The 23,104-nt window shown below is 61.3% G+C and carries 21 protein-coding genes and 2 tRNA genes; 4 read left to right on the top strand and 19 right to left on the bottom strand.

Annotation, left to right across the window (positions count from 1 at the left end):
- Positions 1-102 precede the first annotated feature (102 nt).
- From nagA to FYJ68_RS00635, 8 genes are all read right to left on the bottom strand, one after another.
- Positions 103-1,263: an N-acetylglucosamine-6-phosphate deacetylase gene (nagA, locus tag FYJ68_RS00600; RefSeq protein ID WP_154433394.1), complete on the bottom strand. Its 1,161-nt coding sequence runs from the start codon at positions 1,261-1,263 to the stop codon at positions 103-105.
- 9 nt (positions 1,264-1,272) lie between these two features.
- Complete coding sequence (agaS, locus tag FYJ68_RS00605) at positions 1,273-2,445, bottom strand: SIS domain-containing protein (protein ID WP_154433395.1); 1,173 nt, start codon at positions 2,443-2,445, stop codon at positions 1,273-1,275.
- Between the two features lie 17 nt (positions 2,446-2,462).
- Positions 2,463-3,203 (bottom strand): GntR family transcriptional regulator, encoded by a 741-nt coding sequence (locus tag FYJ68_RS00610; protein ID WP_154433396.1) that lies wholly within the window; start codon positions 3,201-3,203, stop codon positions 2,463-2,465.
- A gap of 153 nt (positions 3,204-3,356) precedes the next feature.
- Positions 3,357-4,463, bottom strand: a complete 1,107-nt coding sequence (locus FYJ68_RS00615) for a PTS system mannose/fructose/sorbose family transporter subunit IID (RefSeq protein ID WP_154433397.1) — start codon at positions 4,461-4,463, stop codon at positions 3,357-3,359.
- Positions 4,453-5,259 (bottom strand): PTS mannose/fructose/sorbose/N-acetylgalactosamine transporter subunit IIC, encoded by an 807-nt coding sequence (locus tag FYJ68_RS00620; protein WP_154433398.1) that lies wholly within the window; start codon positions 5,257-5,259, stop codon positions 4,453-4,455. The genes FYJ68_RS00615 and FYJ68_RS00620 overlap by 11 nt, the downstream gene beginning before the upstream one ends.
- 110 nt (positions 5,260-5,369) lie before the next feature.
- Complete coding sequence (gene agaV, locus FYJ68_RS00625) at positions 5,370-5,852, bottom strand: PTS N-acetylgalactosamine transporter subunit IIB (RefSeq protein ID WP_154433399.1); 483 nt, start codon at positions 5,850-5,852, stop codon at positions 5,370-5,372.
- Between the two features lie 45 nt (positions 5,853-5,897).
- Positions 5,898-6,182, bottom strand: a complete 285-nt coding sequence (yajC, locus tag FYJ68_RS00630) for a preprotein translocase subunit YajC (protein ID WP_154433400.1) — start codon at positions 6,180-6,182, stop codon at positions 5,898-5,900.
- A complete protein-coding gene (locus FYJ68_RS00635) occupies positions 6,182-6,616 on the bottom strand; it encodes a PTS sugar transporter subunit IIA (RefSeq protein WP_154433401.1) in 435 nt (144 codons plus the stop codon). The genes yajC and FYJ68_RS00635 overlap by 1 nt, the downstream gene beginning before the upstream one ends.
- Positions 6,617-7,155: 539 nt before the next feature.
- Here FYJ68_RS00635 and FYJ68_RS00640 point away from each other — a divergent pair.
- On the top strand, positions 7,156-8,088 hold the full coding sequence (locus tag FYJ68_RS00640) for a 1-phosphofructokinase family hexose kinase (protein ID WP_154433402.1): 933 nt from the start codon (positions 7,156-7,158) through the stop codon (positions 8,086-8,088).
- Positions 8,089-8,175: 87 nt separating this feature from the next.
- On the opposite strand, the gene agaD is transcribed toward FYJ68_RS00640, so the two are convergent.
- The 4 genes from agaD to FYJ68_RS00660 form a co-directional block, all read right to left on the bottom strand.
- Positions 8,176-9,018, bottom strand: coding sequence for a PTS galactosamine transporter subunit IID (agaD, locus tag FYJ68_RS00645; protein ID WP_229771928.1), 843 nt, complete (start codon positions 9,016-9,018; stop codon positions 8,176-8,178).
- Positions 9,008-9,814 (bottom strand): PTS galactosamine transporter subunit IIC, encoded by an 807-nt coding sequence (gene agaC, locus FYJ68_RS00650; protein WP_154433404.1) that lies wholly within the window; start codon positions 9,812-9,814, stop codon positions 9,008-9,010. The genes agaD and agaC overlap by 11 nt, the downstream gene beginning before the upstream one ends.
- Positions 9,815-9,856: 42 nt before the next feature.
- Positions 9,857-10,339, bottom strand: coding sequence for a PTS galactosamine transporter subunit IIB (gene agaB / locus FYJ68_RS00655; protein WP_154433405.1), 483 nt, complete (start codon positions 10,337-10,339; stop codon positions 9,857-9,859).
- 381 nt (positions 10,340-10,720) lie between these two features.
- Complete coding sequence (locus FYJ68_RS00660) at positions 10,721-11,239, bottom strand: bifunctional nuclease family protein (RefSeq protein ID WP_154433406.1); 519 nt, start codon at positions 11,237-11,239, stop codon at positions 10,721-10,723.
- Between the two features lie 160 nt (positions 11,240-11,399).
- Between FYJ68_RS00660 and FYJ68_RS00665 the strand changes: the two genes are divergently transcribed.
- Positions 11,400-11,476, top strand: a tRNA-Ile gene (locus FYJ68_RS00665).
- A 61-nt stretch (positions 11,477-11,537) separates the two neighbouring features.
- Positions 11,538-11,613, top strand: a tRNA-Ala gene (locus FYJ68_RS00670).
- 152 nt (positions 11,614-11,765) lie between these two features.
- On the opposite strand, the gene gyrA is transcribed toward FYJ68_RS00670, so the two are convergent.
- From gyrA to FYJ68_RS00705, 7 genes are all read right to left on the bottom strand, one after another.
- Positions 11,766-14,561 carry a DNA gyrase subunit A gene (gyrA, locus tag FYJ68_RS00675; RefSeq protein ID WP_154433755.1) on the bottom strand — a complete coding sequence of 932 codons (2,796 nt, stop codon included), beginning with the start codon at positions 14,559-14,561 and terminating at the stop codon, positions 11,766-11,768.
- A gap of 34 nt (positions 14,562-14,595) precedes the next feature.
- Positions 14,596-16,593 (bottom strand): DNA topoisomerase (ATP-hydrolyzing) subunit B, encoded by a 1,998-nt coding sequence (gyrB, locus tag FYJ68_RS00680; RefSeq protein ID WP_326832139.1) that lies wholly within the window; start codon positions 16,591-16,593, stop codon positions 14,596-14,598.
- Positions 16,594-16,770: 177 nt separating this feature from the next.
- Positions 16,771-17,358, bottom strand: coding sequence for a hypothetical protein (locus tag FYJ68_RS00685; RefSeq protein WP_154433408.1), 588 nt, complete (start codon positions 17,356-17,358; stop codon positions 16,771-16,773).
- A complete protein-coding gene (gene recF, locus FYJ68_RS00690) occupies positions 17,351-18,439 on the bottom strand; it encodes a DNA replication/repair protein RecF (RefSeq protein WP_154433409.1) in 1,089 nt (362 codons plus the stop codon). Before recF ends, FYJ68_RS00685 begins: the two co-directional genes overlap by 8 nt.
- Before the next feature lie 5 nt (positions 18,440-18,444).
- Positions 18,445-19,548, bottom strand: coding sequence for a DNA polymerase III subunit beta (gene dnaN, locus FYJ68_RS00695; protein WP_154433410.1), 1,104 nt, complete (start codon positions 19,546-19,548; stop codon positions 18,445-18,447).
- A 255-nt stretch (positions 19,549-19,803) separates the two neighbouring features.
- A complete protein-coding gene (locus tag FYJ68_RS00700; RefSeq protein WP_229771929.1) occupies positions 19,804-21,234 on the bottom strand; it encodes a chromosomal replication initiator protein DnaA in 1,431 nt (476 codons plus the stop codon).
- A 207-nt stretch (positions 21,235-21,441) separates the two neighbouring features.
- A complete protein-coding gene (locus tag FYJ68_RS00705) occupies positions 21,442-22,554 on the bottom strand; it encodes an ATP-binding protein (RefSeq protein ID WP_154433412.1) in 1,113 nt (370 codons plus the stop codon).
- Between the two features lie 413 nt (positions 22,555-22,967).
- Between FYJ68_RS00705 and rpmH the strand changes: the two genes are divergently transcribed.
- A complete protein-coding gene (rpmH, locus tag FYJ68_RS00710) occupies positions 22,968-23,102 on the top strand; it encodes a 50S ribosomal protein L34 (protein ID WP_154433413.1) in 135 nt (44 codons plus the stop codon).
- The last annotated feature ends 2 nt before the right edge of the window (positions 23,103-23,104 follow it).

Below are 23,104 nucleotides of genomic sequence, written 5' to 3' on the forward strand. Positions count from 1 at the left end.
TCGTCAACGGGTCAATAGTACTTCAGGGCGAGAGGGGCGAGAACGCAGACGGGGCCACCCGCCCGACACGGATGGCCCCACCTTGAGTCCTCTGGGCAAACGCTAGTCCGTTTCGACCTCGGCGCCCCCGAGGTAGGTCTTGACGAGATTGAGCTCGCGGTCGAGCACCACGAAGTCCGCATGTCGCCCGGGCTTGATGAAACCGCAGGCGTCGGCGATGTTGGACGAGACCGCCGGGACCTCCGTGGCCATGCGAATTGCCTGCTCGGCGGTGACGATGTTCCAGTCGTAGACGTTCTTGACGGCCTGGTGCAGGCAGAGCACGGACCCTGCGATGCTACTCATGTCGGCGAGATAGCAGACGCCACCCTTCATGACCACCGGGAGGCCACCACTCATGTAGTTGCCCTCGGGCATGCCTCCACACCCAAGGCAGTCGGTGATGAGGGCGACGTGCTGCCAACCCTTTGCCCTCACCATTGCCGCCGCGGCGGCGGGAACCACATGGTGACCGTCGCAGATGAGCTCGGCATAGGTGTCGGGGGTGACCATCGCGCACCCCACGACGCCGGGCTCGCGATGGTGGAGCCCCCTCATGCCGTTATAGGTGTGAACGAAGACGGTCGCACCCGCGTTCACCGAGGCCAGGCACTGTTCGTACGTGGCGTCGGAGTGCCCAAGGGAGGTCACGACCCCCTCCTGGGCGAGACGGGCAACGTACTCGGGCGCCTCGGGATACTCTGGCGCGAGGGCGCTCTTTACGATGAGGCCGCGGGCGCGCTCCTGCCACTTGGCAAACACGTCATACGAGGGCGGCATCAGGTACTTGGGGTTCTGCGCCCCCTTGTGCTTGAGCGTGAAGAACGGCCCCTCCAGGTAGATGCCGGGAATCCGGGCTCCAACGAAGTCCTCCCCGCGGGCGTCCACAGCGTCGGCAATCGCGGCGCACTGGTCCCCTATCCGCTCGCCGTCGTCCGTGAACGTGGTTGGGAGCCATGCCGTGGTCCCGCGCTGAGCCAGCGCGTGGCTTGCCTCGTTGATCCCCTTGGGGTCGACGTCGGTCGTCGCGTGGTTGTGGAACCCGTGGATGTGCGTGTCCACAAAGCCGGGCGCCACCCAGGCGTCACCAAGCTCGAGGGTCTCGCCCTCTGGCTGCTCGTTGGAATACGTGCCAAACCTACCGTCGTTCACGGCAAGGTATCCAGGCCCCTTCACGCATCCAGGGAGAACGAACCTCTCCGCATGAATGAAATACGTAGCCATTGCCCCTCCCTACACCTCAAGCGGGTGGATGGTGACACCCTTAACGACACGGTTGACGGTGCCGGTGGGCGACGGGGTGTCGGGCGTGTTGCCAACCTTGATGGAAGCGTTGAGCGCCACCGTCTGGGCAAACATGACGAAGGGGAGCGCCAGGTATCCCTCGGGCAGCACATCGTAGTCGGCGGAGAAGGTGAACGACTCTCCCTCAAAGAGCTCGCCGGACTGCTGCTGGATTCCCAGCGTGTGCTGGGCGATGCCGTCACCCGCGATTTCGTGCAGGATGTCGAGGTCGTACTGGCGGGTGTAACGGTTGTTGCTCACGAAGTCGAAGACCAGCGTCTTCTCGTTTACGAAGGACTTGGGCCCGTGGCGGTATCCCATGGACGTGTCGTACGACGTGGCGATCTTGCCGGCCGTGAGCTCGAGAATCTTGAGCTGTGCCTCGCGCGTCATGGCGCCAAGGGCACCGGAGCCCAGATACGTGATGCGGTCGAAGTCGCCGGCCAGGACCTCCTGGATCTCGGCCTCGCGGGCGACCACGTCGCGGCCCATGGCCGCGGCAGTCTTGACCCAGGCGCCCTTCTCCTCTCGGCTAGCCTGGTCAAAGATCATGTTGGAGAGGAGCTCCATGCAGCTGTAGCTTCCGGTCATGGCAAAGCCCTGGTCATTTGCCTTGGGGATGAGAAGCGTGAGGGCGCCCTCGTGGTCCTTAAACTGCACGGCCAGCTTGCCCTCGGGGGCGCAGGTGATGTTGAGGTAGAGAAGGTCCTTCACAACCTGGCCTGCCCTCTCGACGGCAGCCAGGCTCTCGGGGCTGTTGCCGCTGCGGGCGAACGACACGAGCACCGTGGGGTCGTCGGGACGGAGGTAGTCGTACGGGGCACTCACGATGTCCGTCGAAGCGAGCGCCTGGAACTCAAAGCTCTCGTTGTCGCCAGCGCGACGCAGGTACGGAACGAGGGTGTCGCCAACATAGGCAGAGGTACCCGCACCGGTAAAGACGACGTGCGTCTTCTTGGAGCCGCCGAGCGCCTTCGCGCGGCCGACGAACTCGTCGATGGCGGCCTTGTTGTCGTCATAGATCCCGAGAGTGTCCTCCCAGAGGTCGGGCTGCTGCTTGATTTCGCGGGTGGTGATCTCGGCACCCATCTTGAGCAGGGTGTCCTTGTCCTTCTCGAACATGTCTCTCTCCTTTCGGGTCAGCCCGTCGGCTGGCCCCTGTAGTGGGTGATCTTGTACTTGAACTGGTCTGCCCTCGCAACGCTGTGCGTGTACTCCACGATCTGGCCGACATCGTCGCGCGTCCGTCTCACAAGCCTGAGGACTGCCGACCCCTCGGAGATGCCCAGCCTAAACGCCTCCTCGCCGCTCGCGAGGCTCGCGCTGAACTCCTCCTTCGCCTCCCGGATGATCACCCCGTACCTCTTCTCGATAACGTCGTAGAGGGGGTTCTGGGCGAGCAGTTCGCTCGTGAGCCCGGGGAACACACTCGCGGGCAGGTAGGTGCGCTCGACCATCATGGGAACCCCATCGGCGAGTCGAAGCCGCCTGAAGCTGTAGACCATCCCACCCAGGGGAAGGTCGAGATTGCTCGCGACCTGCTTTGGTGCGTCAACCACGTCAAAGTCGATGATCTGGGTGCTGGGGTTACGGCCGAGTCTGCGCATCTGCTCGGTGAAGCTGTACGTCCCCGAGAGGTTGGTCGCCTCCACGTGCGGCTCGGCGACGAAGGTGCCCTTGCCGTGGCGCCTGTCGACGAGTCCCATGGACTCGAGCTCGCGGAGGGCCTGACGAACAGTGGTGCGTGAGAGACCATAGTGCTCCGACAGCTCACGCTCGGAGGGCAGCAGGTCCCCGGGCGCCATGTCGCTGTCGATCTTCTCCCTAAGTGCGTCAACCAATTGGACGTAGAGCGGCTGCCCGTATGTCCCGCTTGCCATCTTCACGCCTTTCTCCCGCGGTGTGAACATCACAGTAGGCCAAGTCTCGCCACCGGAATGTGAGCCTTCTGCGTGGAAGACGGGACGGCTGCCGTCCCAAGGAGGGGTGCGCGGGCACTGCGTCCGCGCACCCCCGGGGAGACTCGCTCTGGGCTAGCCCCAGATGCTGGGCCACAGGCCAAACGGGCCGGCGCCCACGATGCCGATGATAAGGACCAGGACGATGCCCTTCATAGGCGTGAAGTTCTTCTTGGCGAACAGGTAGTACAGCAGCATGACGATTGCCAGCGGGACGAGCTTGGGGCAAATGCTGTCGAGGATGCTGGCCAGGTCGATGGTGACGGGGGTCTCCTGCGTCTCCATGTAGGTGACCTCACTCATGCCATTGCCAAGGTCGGTGGAGCCGGCGGTGACGGCGTTGCCGTCGGAGTCGGTGGTGGTCAGGGCGTTGCCGTCCTTGTCAACCATGCCAGAGAGGGTGGTGTCCTTGCCGTCGTCGCTCTTCTTGATGACCTCGAACTTCTTGACGTCATTGGTGGGAACGACCGCGGTCTTGGCCACATAGGCCTCGGTGGTGCCGTTGGGAATCTGGACGTTGATCTGGGTGCCGCCCATGGTGACGGTCAGGCAGCCGACGACGAAGACACCCAGGATGGAGGCGGCGCGCGTAAATGCCTTCATGTGCTCCATGAGGTAGTCGAGCGCGTTCATGCCCATCTTGTAGGACCAGTTCATGAGGCCAAAGCGCAGGGCAAACTGGACTGCATTGAAGATGACCAGGAACAGGATGGGGCCAAAGATGTTCCCCGAGATTGCCATGTTGGAGCAGATGCCCGCCGTGATTGGTACGAGCGTCATCCAGAACAGGGCGTCGCCAATGCCGCCGAGCGGGCCCATGAGCGAGACACGGACAGCACGGATGGTCGGGATGTCGACCTTCTTCTGCTCCATGGACAGGATGATGCCCATGGCGAAGGTGACGAGGAACGGGTGGATGTTGAAGAACTCCATGTTGTGGGTCATCGAGAGGGCAAGGTCATCCTTGTTGGTGTGAATCTTCTCGAGGCCCGGGAGGATAGAGTAGAGCCAGCCTGCCGACTGCATGCGCTCGTAGTTGAACGACGCCTGGAGGAAGCAGGAGCGCCACGCCATCTGGTTGAGCGTCTTCTGGTCGAGGTCGGGTGCGGGCGTGAGGTCCTGATACTGGGTGACGCCCTCGAAGCGATTGACCTTCTGCGCCTCGGTCTCCTTAGATGCCATCCTCTTCACCTCCGTCATTCATAGAAGCTGCGGTAGCGCCGCCAAGCTCGGTATTCTGCTGGTAGTCCCAATAGGCGAAGCCAAAGCCGATGAGGGCGAGGATGAGCAGGCCGGGCGTGGCGAGTGCCGAGATGTTAGAGACCACGATGGCAAGGGCAAAGCCGAGGAAGTAGAAGCCCCACATGTCCTTGTTCATCATGAACTTGAGCAGAATCGCGAAGCCGACGAAGCGCATCATGCCGCCTGCGGCGGAGAGGCCGTTGTTGAGCCAATCCGGAATCGCGTTGACGACGGTCTGGCCGACGCTCTGACCACCGATGAAGAACAGGGTGACGACGGTGCCAAAGATCAGGCCGAGCAGGCACATGGACAGGTAGTTGATGTGCTCGATGCCCTTGGGATTTGCCTCGGCGGCATACTGATCGCACTTGCTCATGAGGGGAGACATGAGGGTAAAGATCAGGGTCACGCCGTACTGGCCGAGCAGGGAGAACGGAATTGCGGTGGCGACTGCAACGTTGGCGTCCAGGTGAAGCGTGATGGCGAGGATTGCCGCCATGATGCCGCCGATGACCGCGTTAGGCGGCTGGGCACCTCCGATAGGCATGTTGCCGATGGTCATCAGCTGATACGTGCCGCCAACGATGAGGCCGGTCTGCACGTCGCCCAGGATCAGGCCTATAACCATTCCCGTAACGAGGGGTTGGTACAAGGACTCAAGGAAGCTGAACTGGTCGATTGCCGCGATGAACGTGACGATAAAGACGAGAACGACTTGAAGAATCGAATACTCCATCCCTGTTCCTCCTTTCGAACTGCATTGCCCGTGAATTTGCAAAGCTGTGCCACACCGCGCGCCTTCCCCTAACGCTCGGTGAAGTACCAAAGTTGGTTGTAGCTAACGTGCTACTCGAAGAGCTTCTCGGTCGGCTCGGTCGGAGTCGTCGGGACGCGCTTGATCTCGAGCTCCACACCGTGGTCCTGCAGGGACCTGAAGGCGGCGACGTCCTCGTCGTTCACCGCGACGGTCGTAGCGACCTGCCTCTTGCCCTCGGACATGTGCATGTTGCCAATGTTGAGCTTCTTGATGGGCACGCCGCCCTCGACCAGTCGAAGGGCATCCTCCGGGGTCTCGACGATGATCATGATGTGCTGGCGGGGTGCCGCCTTGTGAATGACGTCAATGGTCTTCTGGATGGAGAAGTACCTGGTCGCAACGCCCTGAGGTGCCGCCATGTTCATCAGGTTTTGGCGCATCTTGCTCTTTGCGACGTCGTCGTTGGCAACGAGCAGGAGGTTCGCCCCCACGGTGCTCGTCCACTGCGTGGCGACCTGCCCGTGAATGAGGCGGTTGTCCACTCTCACCATCACGATGTTCGGCTCTGCCATGAGGCTCACCATTCCCTTCTCCCAACCTAGTGGTTGGGCAGCGCGTTACTTGACGATCTCTTGGATTGCGTAGCGGGACACCTCAATCACGGCTCCAGACTTGACCTTGATGTCGCAGGTTTCGGTTCCCAGACGGACGATCTCCCCATACAGGCCTCCGCCGAACGCGACCTTCTGCCCCTTCTTGAGGTCCCGATGAAGATCCTCGTAGTACTTCTTCTGCTTTTTTGCTCTGGAGGAGCTGACCGCAAAGTAGATGATCACGACGACAGTCAGCAGGACGAGAAGGACTATCGACGAGGCAAGGATCTGGGAGTTGAGGGATTCCATCAGATTCCATCCTCCTCGTCGCCATCCGCGTCAGAATCCTCCGTTGGAAGCTGGGCATGCGCGACGCCCGTCTGCCCCGCCTCGACTGCCACCTGGCAGACGTCCTGGGCAGTGGAGGACTCATCCCTCGACATGACCGCCTCGAGGAGCATGGGAAGGTTGGTTCCGCTCACGACCTGAATGTCATCCTTCTGCGCTGCCTGCATCATGCTTTGGTTGAAGGGAGTCCCTCCCATGAGGTCGGTAAACACCACGACCTCACCCTTGGCGAGAAGTCCGTCAATCGCGGCCGTCAGCTTTCCGGGGTAGTCCGCAGCCTCATCCTCGTGAAAGGGGACCGCAACCAGGGCATCCTGCGGGCCCGCTATCATCTCGAAGGCTCCGAGCATTCCCTCGGCAAAGGTCCCGTGTCCGGTGATGATGCAACCTACCATGCGCCGATCCTCTCTCCTGGCTCTCCTGTCGTGGCTCCGATGGTATGCCGGAGACCGTGGACTAAAGGCACCTCGTTAACCACTTGAGTGCCTCTCGAAAATGCCCTGACACAAAAGCGACCACCAACGAGCATCGCTTTTCGAACTCGTGTCCCTACGTTTGCTCTGTGGTCTCCAACTGGTTACAACCACAGACCAGTTTCTTCGTGTGGTTGCATGATGTCACAAACGAGAAGGTTCCGTGAGTGTCTTTTGACAGAGGTTACGTTTACCGCCAGTTTGCATCCATTCACCCGCCAAACATCCTATTCCAGCATATAGAACGGTCTCAGCTTCCCTCTGCTGGATGCGAATAACTGGTAGCCCCAACGGATTCTTACTATCATGCTGTCTTGGCTTTACCTTAATTGTGATGCGACTTTGTAATTTTCAGCAACTGGTATTAGTTGACCATAACAAGGTATGCCTATTTTCGACTCTGGGAGACGCCCTTGTCCGCCCCGGTTTAGGCGTCAGGGCAATCGAACATTGGAGGACCGATGATTTGCACCGTCACGCTCAACGCCTCTATCGACAAGGCCTACAGGATCTCAGGCGGCCTGGAGGTCGGGACCGTCATGCGCGTACTCGACTGCACGGACACCGCGGGCGGCAAGGGACTCAATGCCGCACGTGCCGTCGCAACGTGTGGAGAGAGGGTCGTGGCGACCGGATTCGTGGGAGGCAACAACGGGCGCCTCCTTTGCGAGCTGCTTCAGCGCGACGGCATTCCGGAGGACTTCGTGAGGGTGACTGCCGAGACGCGCTGCTGCGTCAACGTGCTCGATGGCAACGAGACGTCCACAGAATTCCTCGAGCCTGGACGCGAGGTGAGTGCCGCCGAGTTTGCGCGCATGAGGGAGCGGCTCCTCTCCCTCGCCGCGGAGGCCTCCGTGGTCACCATCGACGGCAGTGTGCCGCACGGCGTCTCCCCAGACGACTACGCAGGCCTCGTCGAGGGCGTGCGCAACATGGGAACACCCTGCATCCTCGACACCTCGGGGGTGCTCTTGGAGCGGGGCGTGAAGGCGCACCCAACCATGGTCAAGCCCAACACGGACGAAATCGGTCAGATCCTTGGTCGAAAGGTCACAAGCATGTCCGAGGGCGCCGAGGCGGCTGCCGAGCTGCATGAGGGCGGCGTGGAGCAGGTCGTGGTCTCCCTTGGGGGGGATGGAGCCATCATGGCCTGTGACGAGGGAGTGTTTAGGGGCATCGCCCCCAAAATCGAAGTCGTGAACCCGGTCGGGTCGGGAGACACGATGGTCGGCGCGTTCGCGGTCGCGATGGAACGGGGCATGACCAAGCCGGAGCAGCTGCGCTTTGCTATGGGCTGCGCCTCCGCCAACTGCCTCTCAAAGTACACCGGGCACTTCAACATGAAGGATGCCAAGAGGCTGGCCGAGGGCACGCGCGTGGAGCGGATCGACTAGCCCTGCGTCAAGCGCGCGTGGGCAGAACACAAGAAGAGGGGCACCTGCCACGGCAGGCGCCCCTCTCGCCTTCTAAGGCCAGGACTCCTAGAGGATTCCGAAGAAGGACAGAAGGATGCTCAGCCCAAAGGTGACGAGGATGAGCACGACCGGGTTTGCTTGGCGCTTCTTGATGAAGTAGTACATCAGGAAGACGTAGCCAAACGCCAGCATGTTGGGGAAGATCTTGTCCAGCACGTCGGTTTGAATCGCGACCTTGGCGTTCTCGTTGACCTGAACGACCGTCTGGATGTTGATGCTCACGTACGATGCGATGAGCCCGCCGAGTACGGTGCAGCCCAGGACGGTCGCCGCCTTGCCGATCTTGGCGGACGCCTCCTTGAGCCTGCCAATCGCCTTCACACCCAGACCGTACCCCATGCGAGCCCACAGGGGCCTGATAAGGAACAGGGCGAGATAGACCAGGAAGAACAGGATCGGGCCGACGGGGCTCCCCTCCATTGCCATGGACGAGCAGATGCCCGCGAGGATGGGCAGGAGCGTGAACCAGAAGATGGCATCGCCGATGCCCGCAAGGGGCGGGAAGAGCGCGACCTTGATGTTCCTGATCATGTCACGCGACTGATGCGCCTCCTCCATGGCTAGGACGAGGCCGTTGAGGAAGCCCACGATGTGCGGGCTCGTGTTGATGAACTCCAGGTTGTCGGACATGGCGTCGGCGAGACCCTGGGGGTCGTCCTTGTAGATGCGCTTGAGGTAGGGCAGCATGGTCAGCAGCCAACCGCCAGCCTGCATCCTCTCGTAGTTGAAGGACGCCTGCAGGAATATGGTCCTGTACGCCATCTTGGTGATATCGGCGTTCGTGAGGATCTTTCCGCTCTCCTCCTTGGCGGGGGCGTCGTCCATGAGCTCCTTGTCGTTAGATGCCATCTTCCTCATCCTCCCCACCATTCACGCGTGCCTCTGCGAGCGCCTGCTTCACTGCCTTGTCGCGGTTGTCGTCAATCGAGTAGACGAAGAGCGCGAGCGCAAGTCCAACGACGGCTACGGGCAGCAGGTTCGAGAAGTTGAGAAACGATGCCATGACGAAGCCGATGAGAAGGAAGGGCAGGAACTCGACGGTGAACATGACGTTGAGGAGCATCGCGAAGCCGATTGCCGGAAGCACTCCACCGGTGACCTCGAAGCCATGGGCAAGCCAGTCGGGCAGGTTCTCGACCAGCGTCTTCATGGCATCCTGCGCAACGTAGGCGCACAGGAAGACGATCACGCCGTAGAGCAGGGCAACGATTGCCGTGCAAATCACGTTTATCTGGACGATCTTGCCGGTGTCTCCCTTCTTGGCGGCCTCGTCAGCCGGCCCCATGAAGAACGAGAAGGCGGAGTAGCAGAGCAGGATCACATACTGCATGAGGAAGCTGAAGGGGAGCGAGAGGGACATGGCGGCCGCGGGCTTGGTCCCCGTGGTGTGGGCGATGACCACTGCCATCACGCCGGCAAGCACCGGGTTTGGCGGCTGGGTGCCACCCGCCGGGGTAAGGCCCGCAAAGGCCAGCTCTGTGATGCCGCCGCAAATAATTCCCGTTGTCGGGTCACCAAGAATCAAGCCCGTGATGGACGAGACGATGATGGGCCTAAAGATGTAGAACCCCTCGAGCCAAAAGTCTATGCCGCAGATGATGGCCATCAAGGTGAGGGCCAACCCCTGCCCAAGTGTTACTGGCATACGCTCGTGCCTCCCTGCTCGCAGACCAATACTGACGTGGTGCTAAACGTCGTAACGGATGCGCTCCCTGACCGCACCCGGCACGTCCTGGATATAGACGTCTACCCCCGCCTCCTCAATCGCCTTGAAGTCAGCGAGGTCGGAGTCGTCCACGTAGACCTTCTTCGTAATGGCGCGCTTTCCCTCGGAGAAGTGCATGTTGCCAACATTGAGCTCGTGGATGGGGACTCCACCCTCAACGAGCTGGCGAGCCTGGTGGGGAGTCTTGACCACGATGAAGATCTTCTGCCTTGGGGCCGCCTTGTGGATGGTGGAGATGGTCTTGTCCACCGTCCAGAAGCGCACGCCCACGCCCGAGGTCTGCAGCGTCATGCTCATGATCTCCTGCACGACCTTGTCTGACGCCGTCTCGTCATCGGCAACGACGATGAGGTTTGCGCCAAGGGTGCGCGTCCACGTAACACCCACCTGCCCGTGAATGAGCCTGTTGTCGATCCTCGTGAGGAGGATGTTGGGTTCGGACATTCGCCACTCCAATCTCTCTGGCCAGTCGGGGTGCCCATGCCGATGGTAGACACCACACATGAAACCTGGTGGTCTTGTAAACCCGTGGAGCGAAAGGCGAAAACGTCCGGAAACGCGGTCGCCCCCCAGGGGAGAGGCACCACATGCGCCGCGACGAGGACGCCTTGGCTCGCGCGCACCATTGTGTCACGTCCATGGATTGGTGAACGTGTTTGACCCATTTTGAAACGTTTACGGAATATTCTTCTTCACTTACAAATATTCCTGGATATTCAGTCGATACCCTATTTGGACAGTGGAAAATAAAGCTCCCCAGTCATTCGACCGGGGAGCCAAGAAACCAGCTCTCCTCCTTCGGGAGGATTCGTCAGACGCGACCGCCTACTTGTGCTGCTGCTCCTTGAAGTCATCTGGCGAGACGTCCTTCAGGAAGTCACGAAACCGCTCCAGCTCTCGATTCTCCTCGTCGCGCTTCACGGCATCGAAGTTGGGCATCGAAGCCGCCTCGATGACCTTCTCGTCTGCGAATATGGGGGCATGGGCACGAACCGCAAGAGCAAGCGCATCGGACGGACGCGCATCGACCTCGACCCTAACCCCGTTCGCATTGGTAAGAAGAAGCTTTGCGTAGAAGGTGGTGCCCCGCACATCGACGATCTGAACGGCGTCAAGGCTGGAGCCCAGCCTGCCGATCGTATCGAGCATGAGGTCATGCGTCATGGGTCTGTCGTGCGTGGAGTCGTCCACGCCCATCGATATGGCCGTCGCCTCAACGGGCCCAATGCGAATGGGGAGCTGCTCGCACGCCTCGCCGTCGTGAGGATGACGAGTCTTGAGGACGACGAGCGAGGTTACGGGACCCCCGCCTACGACGACCGTCTCGATGTCCATCCTCTTCATAGCCACATATCCCTCTTTGCCTCTCGCGCCTATCGTGTCGCATATGGTACCCAACAACGAGTGGAATGACGCGAGAATACACATAGATGTGCCAAGGGACATTTTTTCAAATTGAATGTTGACCCGCCCATGAGTCTCGAGTAATATGTCTTCTCGCGTTGGGCCCGTAGCTCAGTTGGTCAGAGCGTCCGGCTGATAACCGGGAGGTCACAAGTTCGAACCTTGTCGGGCCCACCACCTTTTTGATAATAAACACCCCAGCGCTAGCCGAGTCGCCGCTGGGGTGTTTATTGCTTAAGGGGACGTAGCTCAGCTGGGAGAGCGCGGGCTTTGCAAGCCTGAGGTCGTGGGTTCGATCCCCATCGTCTCCACCATGGTTTCTGTGTAGCCAGGACTGAACGTCCTGGCTTTTTTATTGCATCTCTCCCCTATCGTCCCTCAAGCGTGTCGTACAAACCCATACAAAGCGAGGGGTGCGACGCCTTCCGTCGCACCCCTCGTCATGAGCTACCCGTATGAAGAGAACCTACTCGTCGTCCTCGATCATGGACTCGTCAATCTCTTCCTCGCCACCTATGTCCACGGGCTCCTCCTCGCCGGCCTCCTTGGCACCCGCGGCACTGAGATCGAGCATGCCCTGGTTTTCGTACTTTGCCTTGGGGGCCTTCTTCTTGTGCGCGACCATGCGAGCCACGGCAGAGAGGCGGTCGGAGTCGCCCAGGTTCATGATCTTGACGCCCTGGGTGGAGCGGCCGAGCAGGCTGATGTCAGAGCTCTTGACCCTGATGACCACGCCCTCCTCCGAGACCATCATGAGCTCGTGCTGGGGGCCAACGACCCTGCAGGCTACCAGGTTGCCCTTCTTGGAGGTCATGCTGATGGTTGCGACGCCCTGACCGCCGCGCTTGTGCACGGGGTACTCTGAGACGGGCGTGCGCTTGCCATAGCCCCTCTCGGTCACCACGAGGAGGTCACCCTTGCCGTTGCTGATCTCCATGCCAAGCATCTTGGCGCCGTCCTTGAGGGTGATGCCTCTCACGCCCGAGGTGTCACGCCCGGTGGGCCTGACTTCGCTCTCCTCAAAGACGATCGCCTTGCCGGCGTCGGAGCAGAGGATGACCCTCTCGCCCGGCTTGACTCGGCGGACGTTGACCAGCTCGTCGCCCTTCTTGAGGTTGATGGCAATGATGCCATCGCGACGGCTCTTGTCGTAGTCGCTCATCGCGGTCTTCTTGACCATGCCGTTGCGCGTAGCGAACATGAGGTACTCGTCCACGGGGAAGTCACGCGTGGTGATGACGGCGGTGGGGTGCTCCCCCTCCTCCAGGGGCAGCACGTTGACAAGCGCAGAGCCGCGGGCATGGCGCGACCCGATCGGAAGCTCGTGCACCTTGACGCGGTAGACCTTGCCAAAGTTGGTGAAGAATAGGACGTAGTCGTGCGTCGAGGCAACAAACAGGTCCTCGACGAAGTCCGTGTCCTTGAGCGAGAGGCCCTGGACTCCCTTGCCACCGCGCTTCTGCGACCGGTAGGTCGCGACGGGCAGGCGCTTGACGTAGCCGGCGTGGGTCACGGTGATGACCATGTCCTCCTCGGCGATGAGGTCCTCCACGTCCAGGACGACCGGGGCGTCAGAGATGGTGGTGCGACGCTTGTCGCCGTACTTCTCCGCAATCTCGCGCATCTCGGTCTTGATGACCTCGAGAATCTTGCGCTGGTCGGCGAGCAGGCCCTCGTAGTACTCGATTGCGCGGCGAAGGCCCTCGAGCTCCTCCTGGATCTTGTCGCGCTCCAAGCCGGTGAGTCGACGCAGACGCATCTCGAGGATTGCGGTGGTCTGCTCCTTGGTGAACCCAAATCGAGCGATAAGCCTGTCGGAGGCCTCGGAGTCGGTGCGGCTCGAGCGGATGATGGTGATGACTTCGTCGATGTTGTCGAGCGCGAGGAGCAGGCCCTCGAGGATGTGGGCGCGCGCCTTGGCCTTGGCGAGGTCGAACTTGGTGCGCCTGGTGACCACGTCAACCTGGTGGTCGATGTAGTACTGGAGCATCTCCCTAAGCGAGAGGAGCCTGGGCACCCCGTTGACGAGGGCCAGGTCGATGATGCCAAAGGAGGTCTGGAGCGAGGAGTACTTGTAGAGGTTGTTGAGCACGACCTCGGGGATGGCGCCCTGCTTGAGTTCGATCACCAGGCGCAAGCCCTTGCGGTTGGACTCGTCGCGCATGTCGGAGATTCCCTCGATGCGCTTCTCGTTCACCAGTTGGGCGATCTTCTCCTGCAACGTGCCCTTGTTGACGCCGTAGGGGAACTCCGTGAAGACCAGCTTGTTGCGACCGCCCTTCGTGGACTCCACATGCGCCTTGGCGCGGACGGTGATGATGCCCCTGCCCGTCTCGTATGCCTGCTTGATTCCCTCGGAACCCATGATCACGGCTCCGGTGGGGAAGTCTGGCCCGGGGAGAACCTTCATGAGGTCGTCCGTGGTCGCATCGGGGTTGTCGATAAGCATGCAGGCCGCGTTGATGGTCTCGGCAAGGTTGTGGGGCGGGATGTTGGTGGCCATGCCGACGGCGATTCCCTGCGAGCCGTTGACCAGCAGGTTGGGGAAGCGGGAAGGCAGGACAACGGGCTCCTGCAGCGACTCGTCGTAGTTGGGCTGCCAGTCCACCGTGTCCTTGTTGAGGTCGCGAAGCAGCTCCATTGCAGGACGCGCCAGGCGCGACTCGGTGTATCGCATTGCCGCCGCACCGTCGCCGTCGATGTTGCCAAAGTTGCCGTGCCCGTCCACGAGGGGGACGCGCATGGAGAACCACTGGGCGAGGCGGACCATGGCGTCGTACACCGCCGAGTCACCGTGGGGGTGATACTTGCCGATGACCTCGCCGACCGTCCAGGCCGACTTCTTGTGGGGCTTGTTAGGGAAGATGCCAGCCTCGTTCATGGCGTAGAGAATGCGCCTGTGGACGGGCTTGAGGCCATCGCGCACGTCGGGGAGTGCGCGGGCCGTGATGACCGACATGGAGTACTCGATGAACGACTGCTCCATCTCGTGCCCGAACTCGTGGAACTGCAGGCGGCCACCGTGGACGTCGACACCGTCGCCGTCGCCGCGGTTGTCGGGGGCCATCTGGGCCTCCTCATCGTCCGCATCGTCTTCGCCATCGGCGTCATCGGCGGAGTCGTCGAGACCGGCCTCGTCCTCTGCGTCCGGGTCGTAGACGGGACCCTCGGACTCGTCGCGCTCGGCGCGGTCGAGGAGCTCCCTCAGGTCCTCCGGCAGCATGGCGCCGTCGGACTGGCCCTCCTCGGTCCCGCCGTTCATGTTGTTGTCGTCTGCCACTTAAGCTGCCTTTCGCCTAGATGTCGAGGAAGCGGGCGTCCTTGGCGTGACGCTCGATGTAGTCCTTGCGGTACTCGACCGAGGTACCCATGAGCCGCGTGACCGCGAGGTCGGCGCGAGAGGCATCCTCGATGCTGATGCGCTGAAGGATCCTCGTCTTGGGGTCCATGGTGGTGTCAGCAAGCTGCTGGGGGTCCATCTCGCCCAGGCCCTTGTAGCGCTGGACGCTGTACTTGCGCTGCTTGCCCTCCGCGTCGCGGGGAACGTACTCGTCAATTGCCTGGGCCAGCAACGTCTCCTCGGGCGTCTTGCCGTCGGGGTACACGTAGTGGATGCGCTTGCCCACCTTCACGCCAAAGATGGGCGGGCAGGCGCTGTAGATGTAGCCAGCGTCGATGAGGGGGCGCATGTACTTGTAGAAGAAGGTCATCAAAAGGATGCGGATGTGGGCGCCGTCGACGTCGGCATCGGTCATGATGATGATCTTGTGGTAGCGAGCCTTGGAGATGTCAAAGTCCCCGCCCTCGCCGTTGCTGAGCGTGACACCAGTGCCAATGGCGGTGATCAGCGACTGGATGGTATCCGAACTGAAGGCGCGGTGGTCTCCAACGCGCTCGACGTTGAGGATCTTCCCTCGCAGGGGGAGAATCGCCTGGATGTCCCGCCTGCGGCCGTCCTTCGCGGAGCCGCCTGCGGAGTCGCCCTCGACGATAAAGAGCTCGGTCATGGATGCGTCCCTCACCGAGCAGTCTGCGAGCTTGCCGGGCAGCGAGGCCGTCTCGAGGAGACTCTTCCTGCGCGTTGCCTGACGAGCCTTCTGGGCAGCCAGGCGACCCTTTGCGGCCTGGGCGCCCTTCTTGAAGATCTCCTTCGCCTGGTTGGGGTGCTCCTCAAGGTACTCGGCGAGACCAGCCGAGACGATCTTGTTGGTGAGCGTCCTCATGTAGGAGCTACCGAGCTTGGCCTTGGTCTGCCCCTCAAACTGTGGGTCGGGGAGCTTGACGGAGATTACCGCCGTAAGGCCCTCTCGGATGTCGTCACCAGTGAGGTTGGCGTCCTTCTCCTTGAGGAGCTTGTGGCTGCGGGCGTAGTCGTTGACGGTCTTGGTGAGGGCAGTGCGGAAGCCCTCGAGGTGCATGCCACCCTCTTCGGTGTAAATGTCGTTGGCAAAGCTCATGACCGTCTCGGAGTAACTGGTGTTCCACTGCAGGGACACCTCGACCTCGCCCTTTCGTGCGGCAGGCGCGTCTGGGTCGGAGGTGCCCTCGATGTAAATGGGCTTGGAGCAGCCGGGCAGCACGGTCTTGCCATCGTTGAGGAACTTCACGAAGTCGATGATGCCGCCGGAATAGCAGAACTCGTCGACGCGGGGAGTAAGCTCCCTCTCGTCTCTGAGGACGATCTTGAGGTTCTTGTTGAGGAAGGCAGTCTCCTGCAGGCGGTTGCGCAGGGTGTCGTAGTCGTAGACCGTGGTCTCGAAGATCTGATCGTCGGGCCAGAAGGTGACGGTCGTACCCGTTGCCTTGGAGTCGCCCACCACGTGCATCTTCTTGGTGACCTCGCCGCGAGCGAGCTCGATCTCGTAGATGTGGCCGTCACGCTTGACCTGCACGACCATCCTCTTGGAGAGCGCGTTGACCACGGAGATGCCCACGCCATGGAGACCGCCGGACACCTTGTAGGCGTTGTTGTCAAACTTGCCGCCCGCGTGCAGGATCGTGAGGACGACCTCGAGGGTCGGCTTCCTCTCGGTGGGGTGAAGGTCGACGGGGATGCCTCGGCCATTGTCCACGACGGTGATCGAGTTGTCGGGATGCACCGTCACCTGGATTTTGTTGCAAAAGCCGGCCATGGCCTCGTCGACGGAGTTGTCCACAACCTCCCACACCAAGTGATGCAGGCCCGTCTTGCTCGTGGTGCCAATGTACATGCCGGGACGCATGCGAACGGCCTCGAGGCCCTTGAGGACCTTGATTTCCTCTCCGCCGTAGTGGTGCTCGTTCTTCTTGACCACGCAATTCCTCTCTCGAAGAGTGGGAGAGACTATCCTCCCCAGACTCATCAGCCTTCTCATGATACGTCAGGATGGTTCGCGGGTTGTCCCATTACCCCAGGCTCAGGAGAATCACCACGCATTCTTTGGGCCGATTTCTCTCCTGAGGCGCTCAGATGCCGATATTAGGCCACATTGTCACTTTGACGTGTTGTCAAGCTTCTCGCGACGCATCGAGAGTTCCATGGCGCGGCGAACCCTCTGCCTGAGGGGCTCGGGCAGGTCCGCAGTGAGCTCGGACGCCCGCCTCCGTTCGTCATCCGAGAGAGGAGGCAGCACGACCTCCGCGGGTCTTGAGGTGGCCTGCTGGGACGACGGGGCCTCCGGGACCGGCTCGCGAGACAGCCTGAACTCCACCCCCGACACCTCGAACCCGACCGCCGCAAGCCTCACCAGGTAGATCTCGCGATTTGCCATGAAGTCGGTGAGGCGGGCGTGGGAGTCGACGTACACGACGAGGACGGGCGGAAGGCCGGACGATGCGGCGCGTTTGAGGTACACGCCCGACGTGTGGCGTCTCTCGACGTCACCATTCGCCTTGAACCAGGCCATCGCCGCTCGCCGGTTCCTGCCGAGCCGAGCCCACGCTCCGCGCCCCATCATCTCGTCGAGGACCGACGAGAGGTCCTCCGAGGACTCGCTCCTGAGGTCGAGGGGCACCCCATCCGGCCCCACGGGTCGGCGACGGCCGGAGCCAGGGAGGTAGCGCAGGTTTCCCCTACCCACCTATCTCCACCACCTTGGCACCCTCGAGGAGGTCATCGGGAAAGTACCCCAGGTTGGTCGTCGTGACCACCGTCTGGATCCCCGACTGGACGAATCGCGTCATGCTCGCGCGCCGGTGGGCGTCGAGCTCACTCATCACGTCGTCGAGGAGGAGGAGCGGCTGCTCCCCCACCACCTCGCGTGCCAACTCGACCTCCGCCATCTTCCAGGCGAGGACGATGGACCTCTGCTGGCCCTGCGAGCCGAAGGCGCGGGCGTCGCGCCCGTCAATGGTGAACGCGATGTCGTCACGCTGCGGTCCGATGAGCGTCTGCCCGCGGCGAAGCTCCTCTCCCCTGACTTCGCCAAGGCGGGATAGGAATGCGTCGGCAATCTGATCGCGGGAGAGCCCGAGGACGTCGGAGCCCAGGGAGCACTGGTAGGTGCACTCAAGGCGCTCGCCGTCCGAGATCTGCCCGTAGATAGCGGATATGTGCCCGCGCAGGCGCTCGAAGAGCCTGACCCTCGCCGAGAGGAGCGTGGCACCACCCAGCGCAACCGAGGCGTCCCAGGCGTCCAACAGCGAGAGGTCCGGATGGCCCTCCTTGAGGAGCCTGTTGCGCTGCTCGATGGCTCGACCGTATGCCGAGAGGAGCTTTGCGTACCCATGGTTAGCCTGCCGCCCGAAGCCATCGAGCTCGTCGCGGCGGTAGGAGGCACCGCGCTTGACGAAGCTCAGGTCATCGGGGTTGAAGAGGACCGACATAAGCGTCTGCGGCATGTCCGAGGCGTGACACCGCTTGCCGTTGCGCTCGAACCGGCGCTTCCCAGGCTCCACCACGCAGGCAACGTCCACCACACGCCCGTCGCCCTCCATGCGCGCCGAAATCCTCGCCGAGTCGCAGTCCTCGCGAACGAGCTGGCTTGGCTTGGGCTTGCGGAACGACGTCCCCGCAGTGAGCATCTGCAGGGCCTCGACCGTGTTTGTCTTGCCCACTGCGTTGCTCCCGCACAGCACGGTCATCGTCGGGGAGAGGTCGAGGTGCCTCTCTGAGAAGTTGCGCCAGTTCCTGAGCCCCAGGCTGGTGACGACGAGTCCCAAGGCCCCTACATCCTTACAGGCATCAGCAGATAGAGGTAGTTGATCTGGGCGTAGGACTTGAAGATCGCCGGCTGCATGGTGCTCTGGAGCTCCAGCGTGACCTCCTTCTCGCTCCCCGCCGCGTTGACGCAGTCGAACACGTAGTGGTAGTTGAGGGCGATGGACATGCTCTCGCCCTCCACCTCCACGGGCAGGAGCTCGGTCGACTCGCCCTGGTCGGGAGAGCTGGCCGAGAGCTTCATGACGCCACCGTCGGCGTCGACGTCAAAGCGCACGGAGGGGTTGGCGAGGGCGATGACCGAGACTCGGCGCAACGCCGCCGCAAACTGCTCGACGTCAATCTTGACTGAGGTCGAGCAGCTGGGGGGAAGGAGCTGACGGTAGTTGGGGAAGGTGCCGTCGATCTTCCTCGAGATGTAGGTGGTGTTGCCAAACACGAAGACGACCTGGCTGTCGGTGGTACCGATGAGGATCGTCTCGGTCATGGACGGGAGACCCAGCACGTCGTGGAAGGTGGTTCCGGGGACGATGGTCACAAACGCCTCGTCGGACGATGAGGTCTCGGTATTTGAGTCACACACCGCCAGGCGGTAGGAGTCGGTCGCAACGAGACGGATGGTGTTCTCCTCCACCGAAAGCAAGATCCCCTGCAGAATCGGCCTGGACGTGTCCTTGGAGGTCACCTTGTAAACCTTGTCGACCATATCGGAGAGGAGCGAGCTGGGTAGCTCGATGGCACGGGAGAGGGCGAACTCGGGGAACTCCGGGAAGTCGGAAGGCTCCAGCGTGTTGAGCCGGAAACTGCTCTTGTCACAGGAGATGGACATCACGTGCCCAGAGCCCTCGAAGGTGACTGCCGCATCGGGCAACGTCTTGACAATGTTGGAGAGGATCTTGCCCGAGACGACCGTGGTGCCGTCCTCCTCTACGTTCGCCTGGATCTTGTGGCGAATCGAGATGTTGAGGTTGGTGGTCTGGAACTCGAGGACGCCGTCCTCCGCCTTGATGTAGATGCCCGAGAGGATGGGAAGGGTGGAGTTCGTCGCCATGCCCTTTGCCACGACGGAGAGTGCCTGCGCGAGCGAGGATTGGCTAACAGAGAACTTCATGGTTGTCCCTTCGAGTACGTGGCTAAGAGTATTAGTACTTATATATAGATAAAGAGATATTAGTAGTAATAGTCGTTGTCGAAATGTTGACATTAATGCGCCTGCGCAGGTAGACGATACCGTCATCCGTACGAGAACGTGTCCGTCCCGTCAACGCTTCCAACAACGCCTAATCTTGTAGAAAACTCTTTCACCATCCTCTGCCAACTTATCAACACTTTTCTACATGCTTTGCACCGCGCCGTCGACAAGACCCTAGCTGGCATCGGTGATGCTGTCGTGCAGGGTCTGGACGCGGTCTTGGAAGATCCTGTCCTCCTTCTTGCTCTTGTCGACCCATGCGATGCTGTGCTTCACCGTGGCGTGGCTGCGCCCGCCAAAGTGCTTGCCTATGTCTGCCAGCGTGTTGTCGGTGAGCTCCCTTGTGAGCCAGATGGCAACATGCCGTGGCTCCATGAGCTCCTTGTTGCGCTTTGAGCCGACGAGGTCGGTGTGGGACACGTCGTAGAACTTCTCCACCGCCTTCTGGATCTGCTCCACGGTGATGACCCTCTGGCCCGTGGGCCACTTGGCGTCGGCGTACTTGATGATGTCCTCGCGTGTGAGGGACTCGCCCTTCTGTTCCTTGCGGTAGGCGTTGATCAGGCAGGTGTGGACGAAGCCCTCTATCACCCTGATGTTGGTGCCAGCGCGCTCGGCCATGAGCTTTCTGTTCTCGAGCGAGATTGTCCCGCAGATGTTGGGCACGTGCTCGCGCTCGGCGTCCTGCCTCATGCGATCGTAGAAGGCGTTGATGAGGTTGAGTTTGAGCTCGTAGTCGGGTACCTGCACGCTCACGGTTACTCCCGAGTCCATTCGGCTCGTTTCGCGCTCATCGAACTTGCTGTCGCCCATCCCAAGCTGCGAGGGCGAGCGGTCCGCGGCACACACGATCTGCTTGCCGTGGTCCATCAGCGCGTTGAACGTCTCGAAGAAGAAGCGGATGCTGCCCGCTGCGGTGCGCATGTTCTGGATGTCGTCGATAATCAGCACGTCTACGTTCTGATAGCGCCGAGAGAGGGCGCTCCTCGCGCTGAGCTGTGGGTCGTTCCAGGCTATGCGGTACTCCTCGATGAACTCAGCCGCCGTCCTGTAGACGCAGAGCCTCGAGGGGTCGTTGCTGATGATGTAGTTTTGGATGGCCCTGAGCAGGTGGGTCTTGCCGAGTCCGCTCTTGCCATAGATGAAGAGTGGGTTGAAGCGGCTGTTCTCGCCGTTTGCGACCTGCTTTGCCGCCTCGTAGGCGAGCATGTTCTCCTCGCCAGCCACAAAGCGGTCAAAGGTTAGCTTGGAGTCTGCGATTTCGGGATCGTTGTCAAAGCCTGGGGTCTCGCTGTCGCCCCGCTTGCCCACGGGCGCCGCAGCCGGCTCCCTCGTCTCCGCCTCTCTTTCCCCGGTTCGCTCCGCCTCGTCCTCACGGATCCTCTTGGCCTCCTCGCTGGATATGCGGGCGCCCGTCTCGACCGGGGTGGTGTCCGTGTCCTGGACGAGGTCCACCACCAGAGTTACCGGCTGGAATGCTGCCTGTTCAAGGCATCCCTCTATGGTCCCCGCCTGCTGTGACACCCTGCGCTGGACAAACGAGAGAGCGGTGCCAACGTGAAGGCTCGAACCGTCGAACGAGATGGGGCGGCAGCTCTCGAGCATTGTGAGTGTCGCAGGGGGCATTCCGCCTTGGCGGAGCAGTCCCAGCGTGTCATTCCACAGGAGGGAGGCGTCTGATTCCTGGCTTGGGTCCATTGGTCACCCGTGTCTTGGCGTTGAAATGTCGAAAAGTCCCTGACATTATATGATGAAAACTCGCCTGCGGGGGAGGGTTCGAATGCCCGTGCCTGGCGAAGCTGCCCGCGTGGCCTAGATTCTGGCGAGATACGCCTTGCCAAGTTCGGTGAGGCACCTCTTCTGCTCGCCCCTGCGTTTGATAAGAAGCCCGTCCTGCTCGAGCGTCTGAAGCTCGCGCGACCAGGTTGGCTGTGAACCGCCGAGGCTTCTCGCGAGGTCGGTTGGGCCCACCGAGTCGTGGTCTCTGAGGTATGAGAGAACCTGCCACCCGCGATCCGTGAGTGCCACGACTGGCATCTGCGGCGTATCCATTTGAGCGCCCTGTGGACCCTGGGCCGCCATCGTCGCCCGTGCGCCCTGTGGTTGGTAGGGCTGCGTGGGGGAGACCTGTACCTGATAGGGCGCCTGGTATGCCGCTGGCATCTGCTGCTGCCAGCCCTGTCCATAAGCCGTCGGCTGCTGGGGCCACGGCACCTGCGTCGCGTAATTTGGCTGTGGATAGCCGGCCGGTGGATAGGACGCTGCGGGAGGTTGCTGCCAGGGTGACTGTGCGGCGTAGGACTGCATGTTTGTTGCTCCTGGCCACTGCTGTCCCGCCGGCTGGAGCGGCCATGGTTGCGCTCCCGGCGCCTCTCCCCCGTCCTGACCCTGAACTGACCTGGTTGATATGGTCACCACGGTTCCGCCCGAGATGTTGTCCTCGATGGTGAGGGAGCCACCCTTGTCCTCCATGTATTGCTGGGCATAGGGCAGACCCGAGCCGACGCCACGGATATACTTGCGCATCTCCTCGGTTGCGGAGGACGTGCCGTACTCCAGCGCGCGAGCCTTCTCCCTGATTCCGGGACCCTTGTCCGAGAATCGGATGGTGTCTCCCCCGTCGAGAATCGAGATGGTCGGCTGTATGAAGTAGGCGTGGATGAAGTTCTCGACAACTTCCCTTATCACCATGAAGGGGATGGATCCACCCTGCTCCTTTGCGAGCCTGACAACGGTGGCGGTTATCTCCTCAAGGTAAGAGCGCACGTCCTGGGGCTGGATCACCACGACGCGCGGCGCGGCGGCTGCGTCGTCATAGACGGCGACGCGGGCGGGGTACCTTACCTCGAGCCCGTTGTCTCCGTCCTCGTTCTGTGTCGGCTCGCCGCCCTGATTGTCGACGAACGGATAGAACGACTCCTGCATCGTCTGCGCTCCCCCTTGGGTTTTCGACCGTTGTTCATCAATGGATGAAAACTTCCGTCGTGAATGAAAACGAGAAAGAAAGTTTTCAACAAGCGATGAACAAATGTTGATAACTGGGGACACGGTTTACGAATATGACGAAAGAAAAAGGTCAAAATCGCCTATGTTTTCCCAGTTGGAATGTAATCTTACAGGTTTTCATTCACGCTTTCCATTCCGCATGAAATGCGAACGCATGCCCTCTGTCGCTCCATCCGGTGGCTAATCGCGGGCTGGATGCACCCAGGGAAAAGCGTTCAATGGGTGAATTGTGCGTCCCACCATGGAAAAAATTGACATTTGAGGGCTACCACCCCTACAATCTTGGGGCTTGACGCTATAGGTTCTACGTTTACATCCAGGAGGATTTCGTCATGAAGCGCACGTATCAGCCCAACAAGAGGAAGCGCGCAAAGACCCACGGCTTCCGTGCTCGCATGGCAACCAAGAACGGCCGCGCCGTCCTTTCTCGCCGCCGCGCCAAGGGTCGCAAGCGTCTTACCGTCTAAGA

This window comes from Olsenella porci, assembly GCF_009695875.1.
GTDB lineage: Bacteria > Actinomycetota > Coriobacteriia > Coriobacteriales > Atopobiaceae > Olsenella_H > Olsenella_H porci.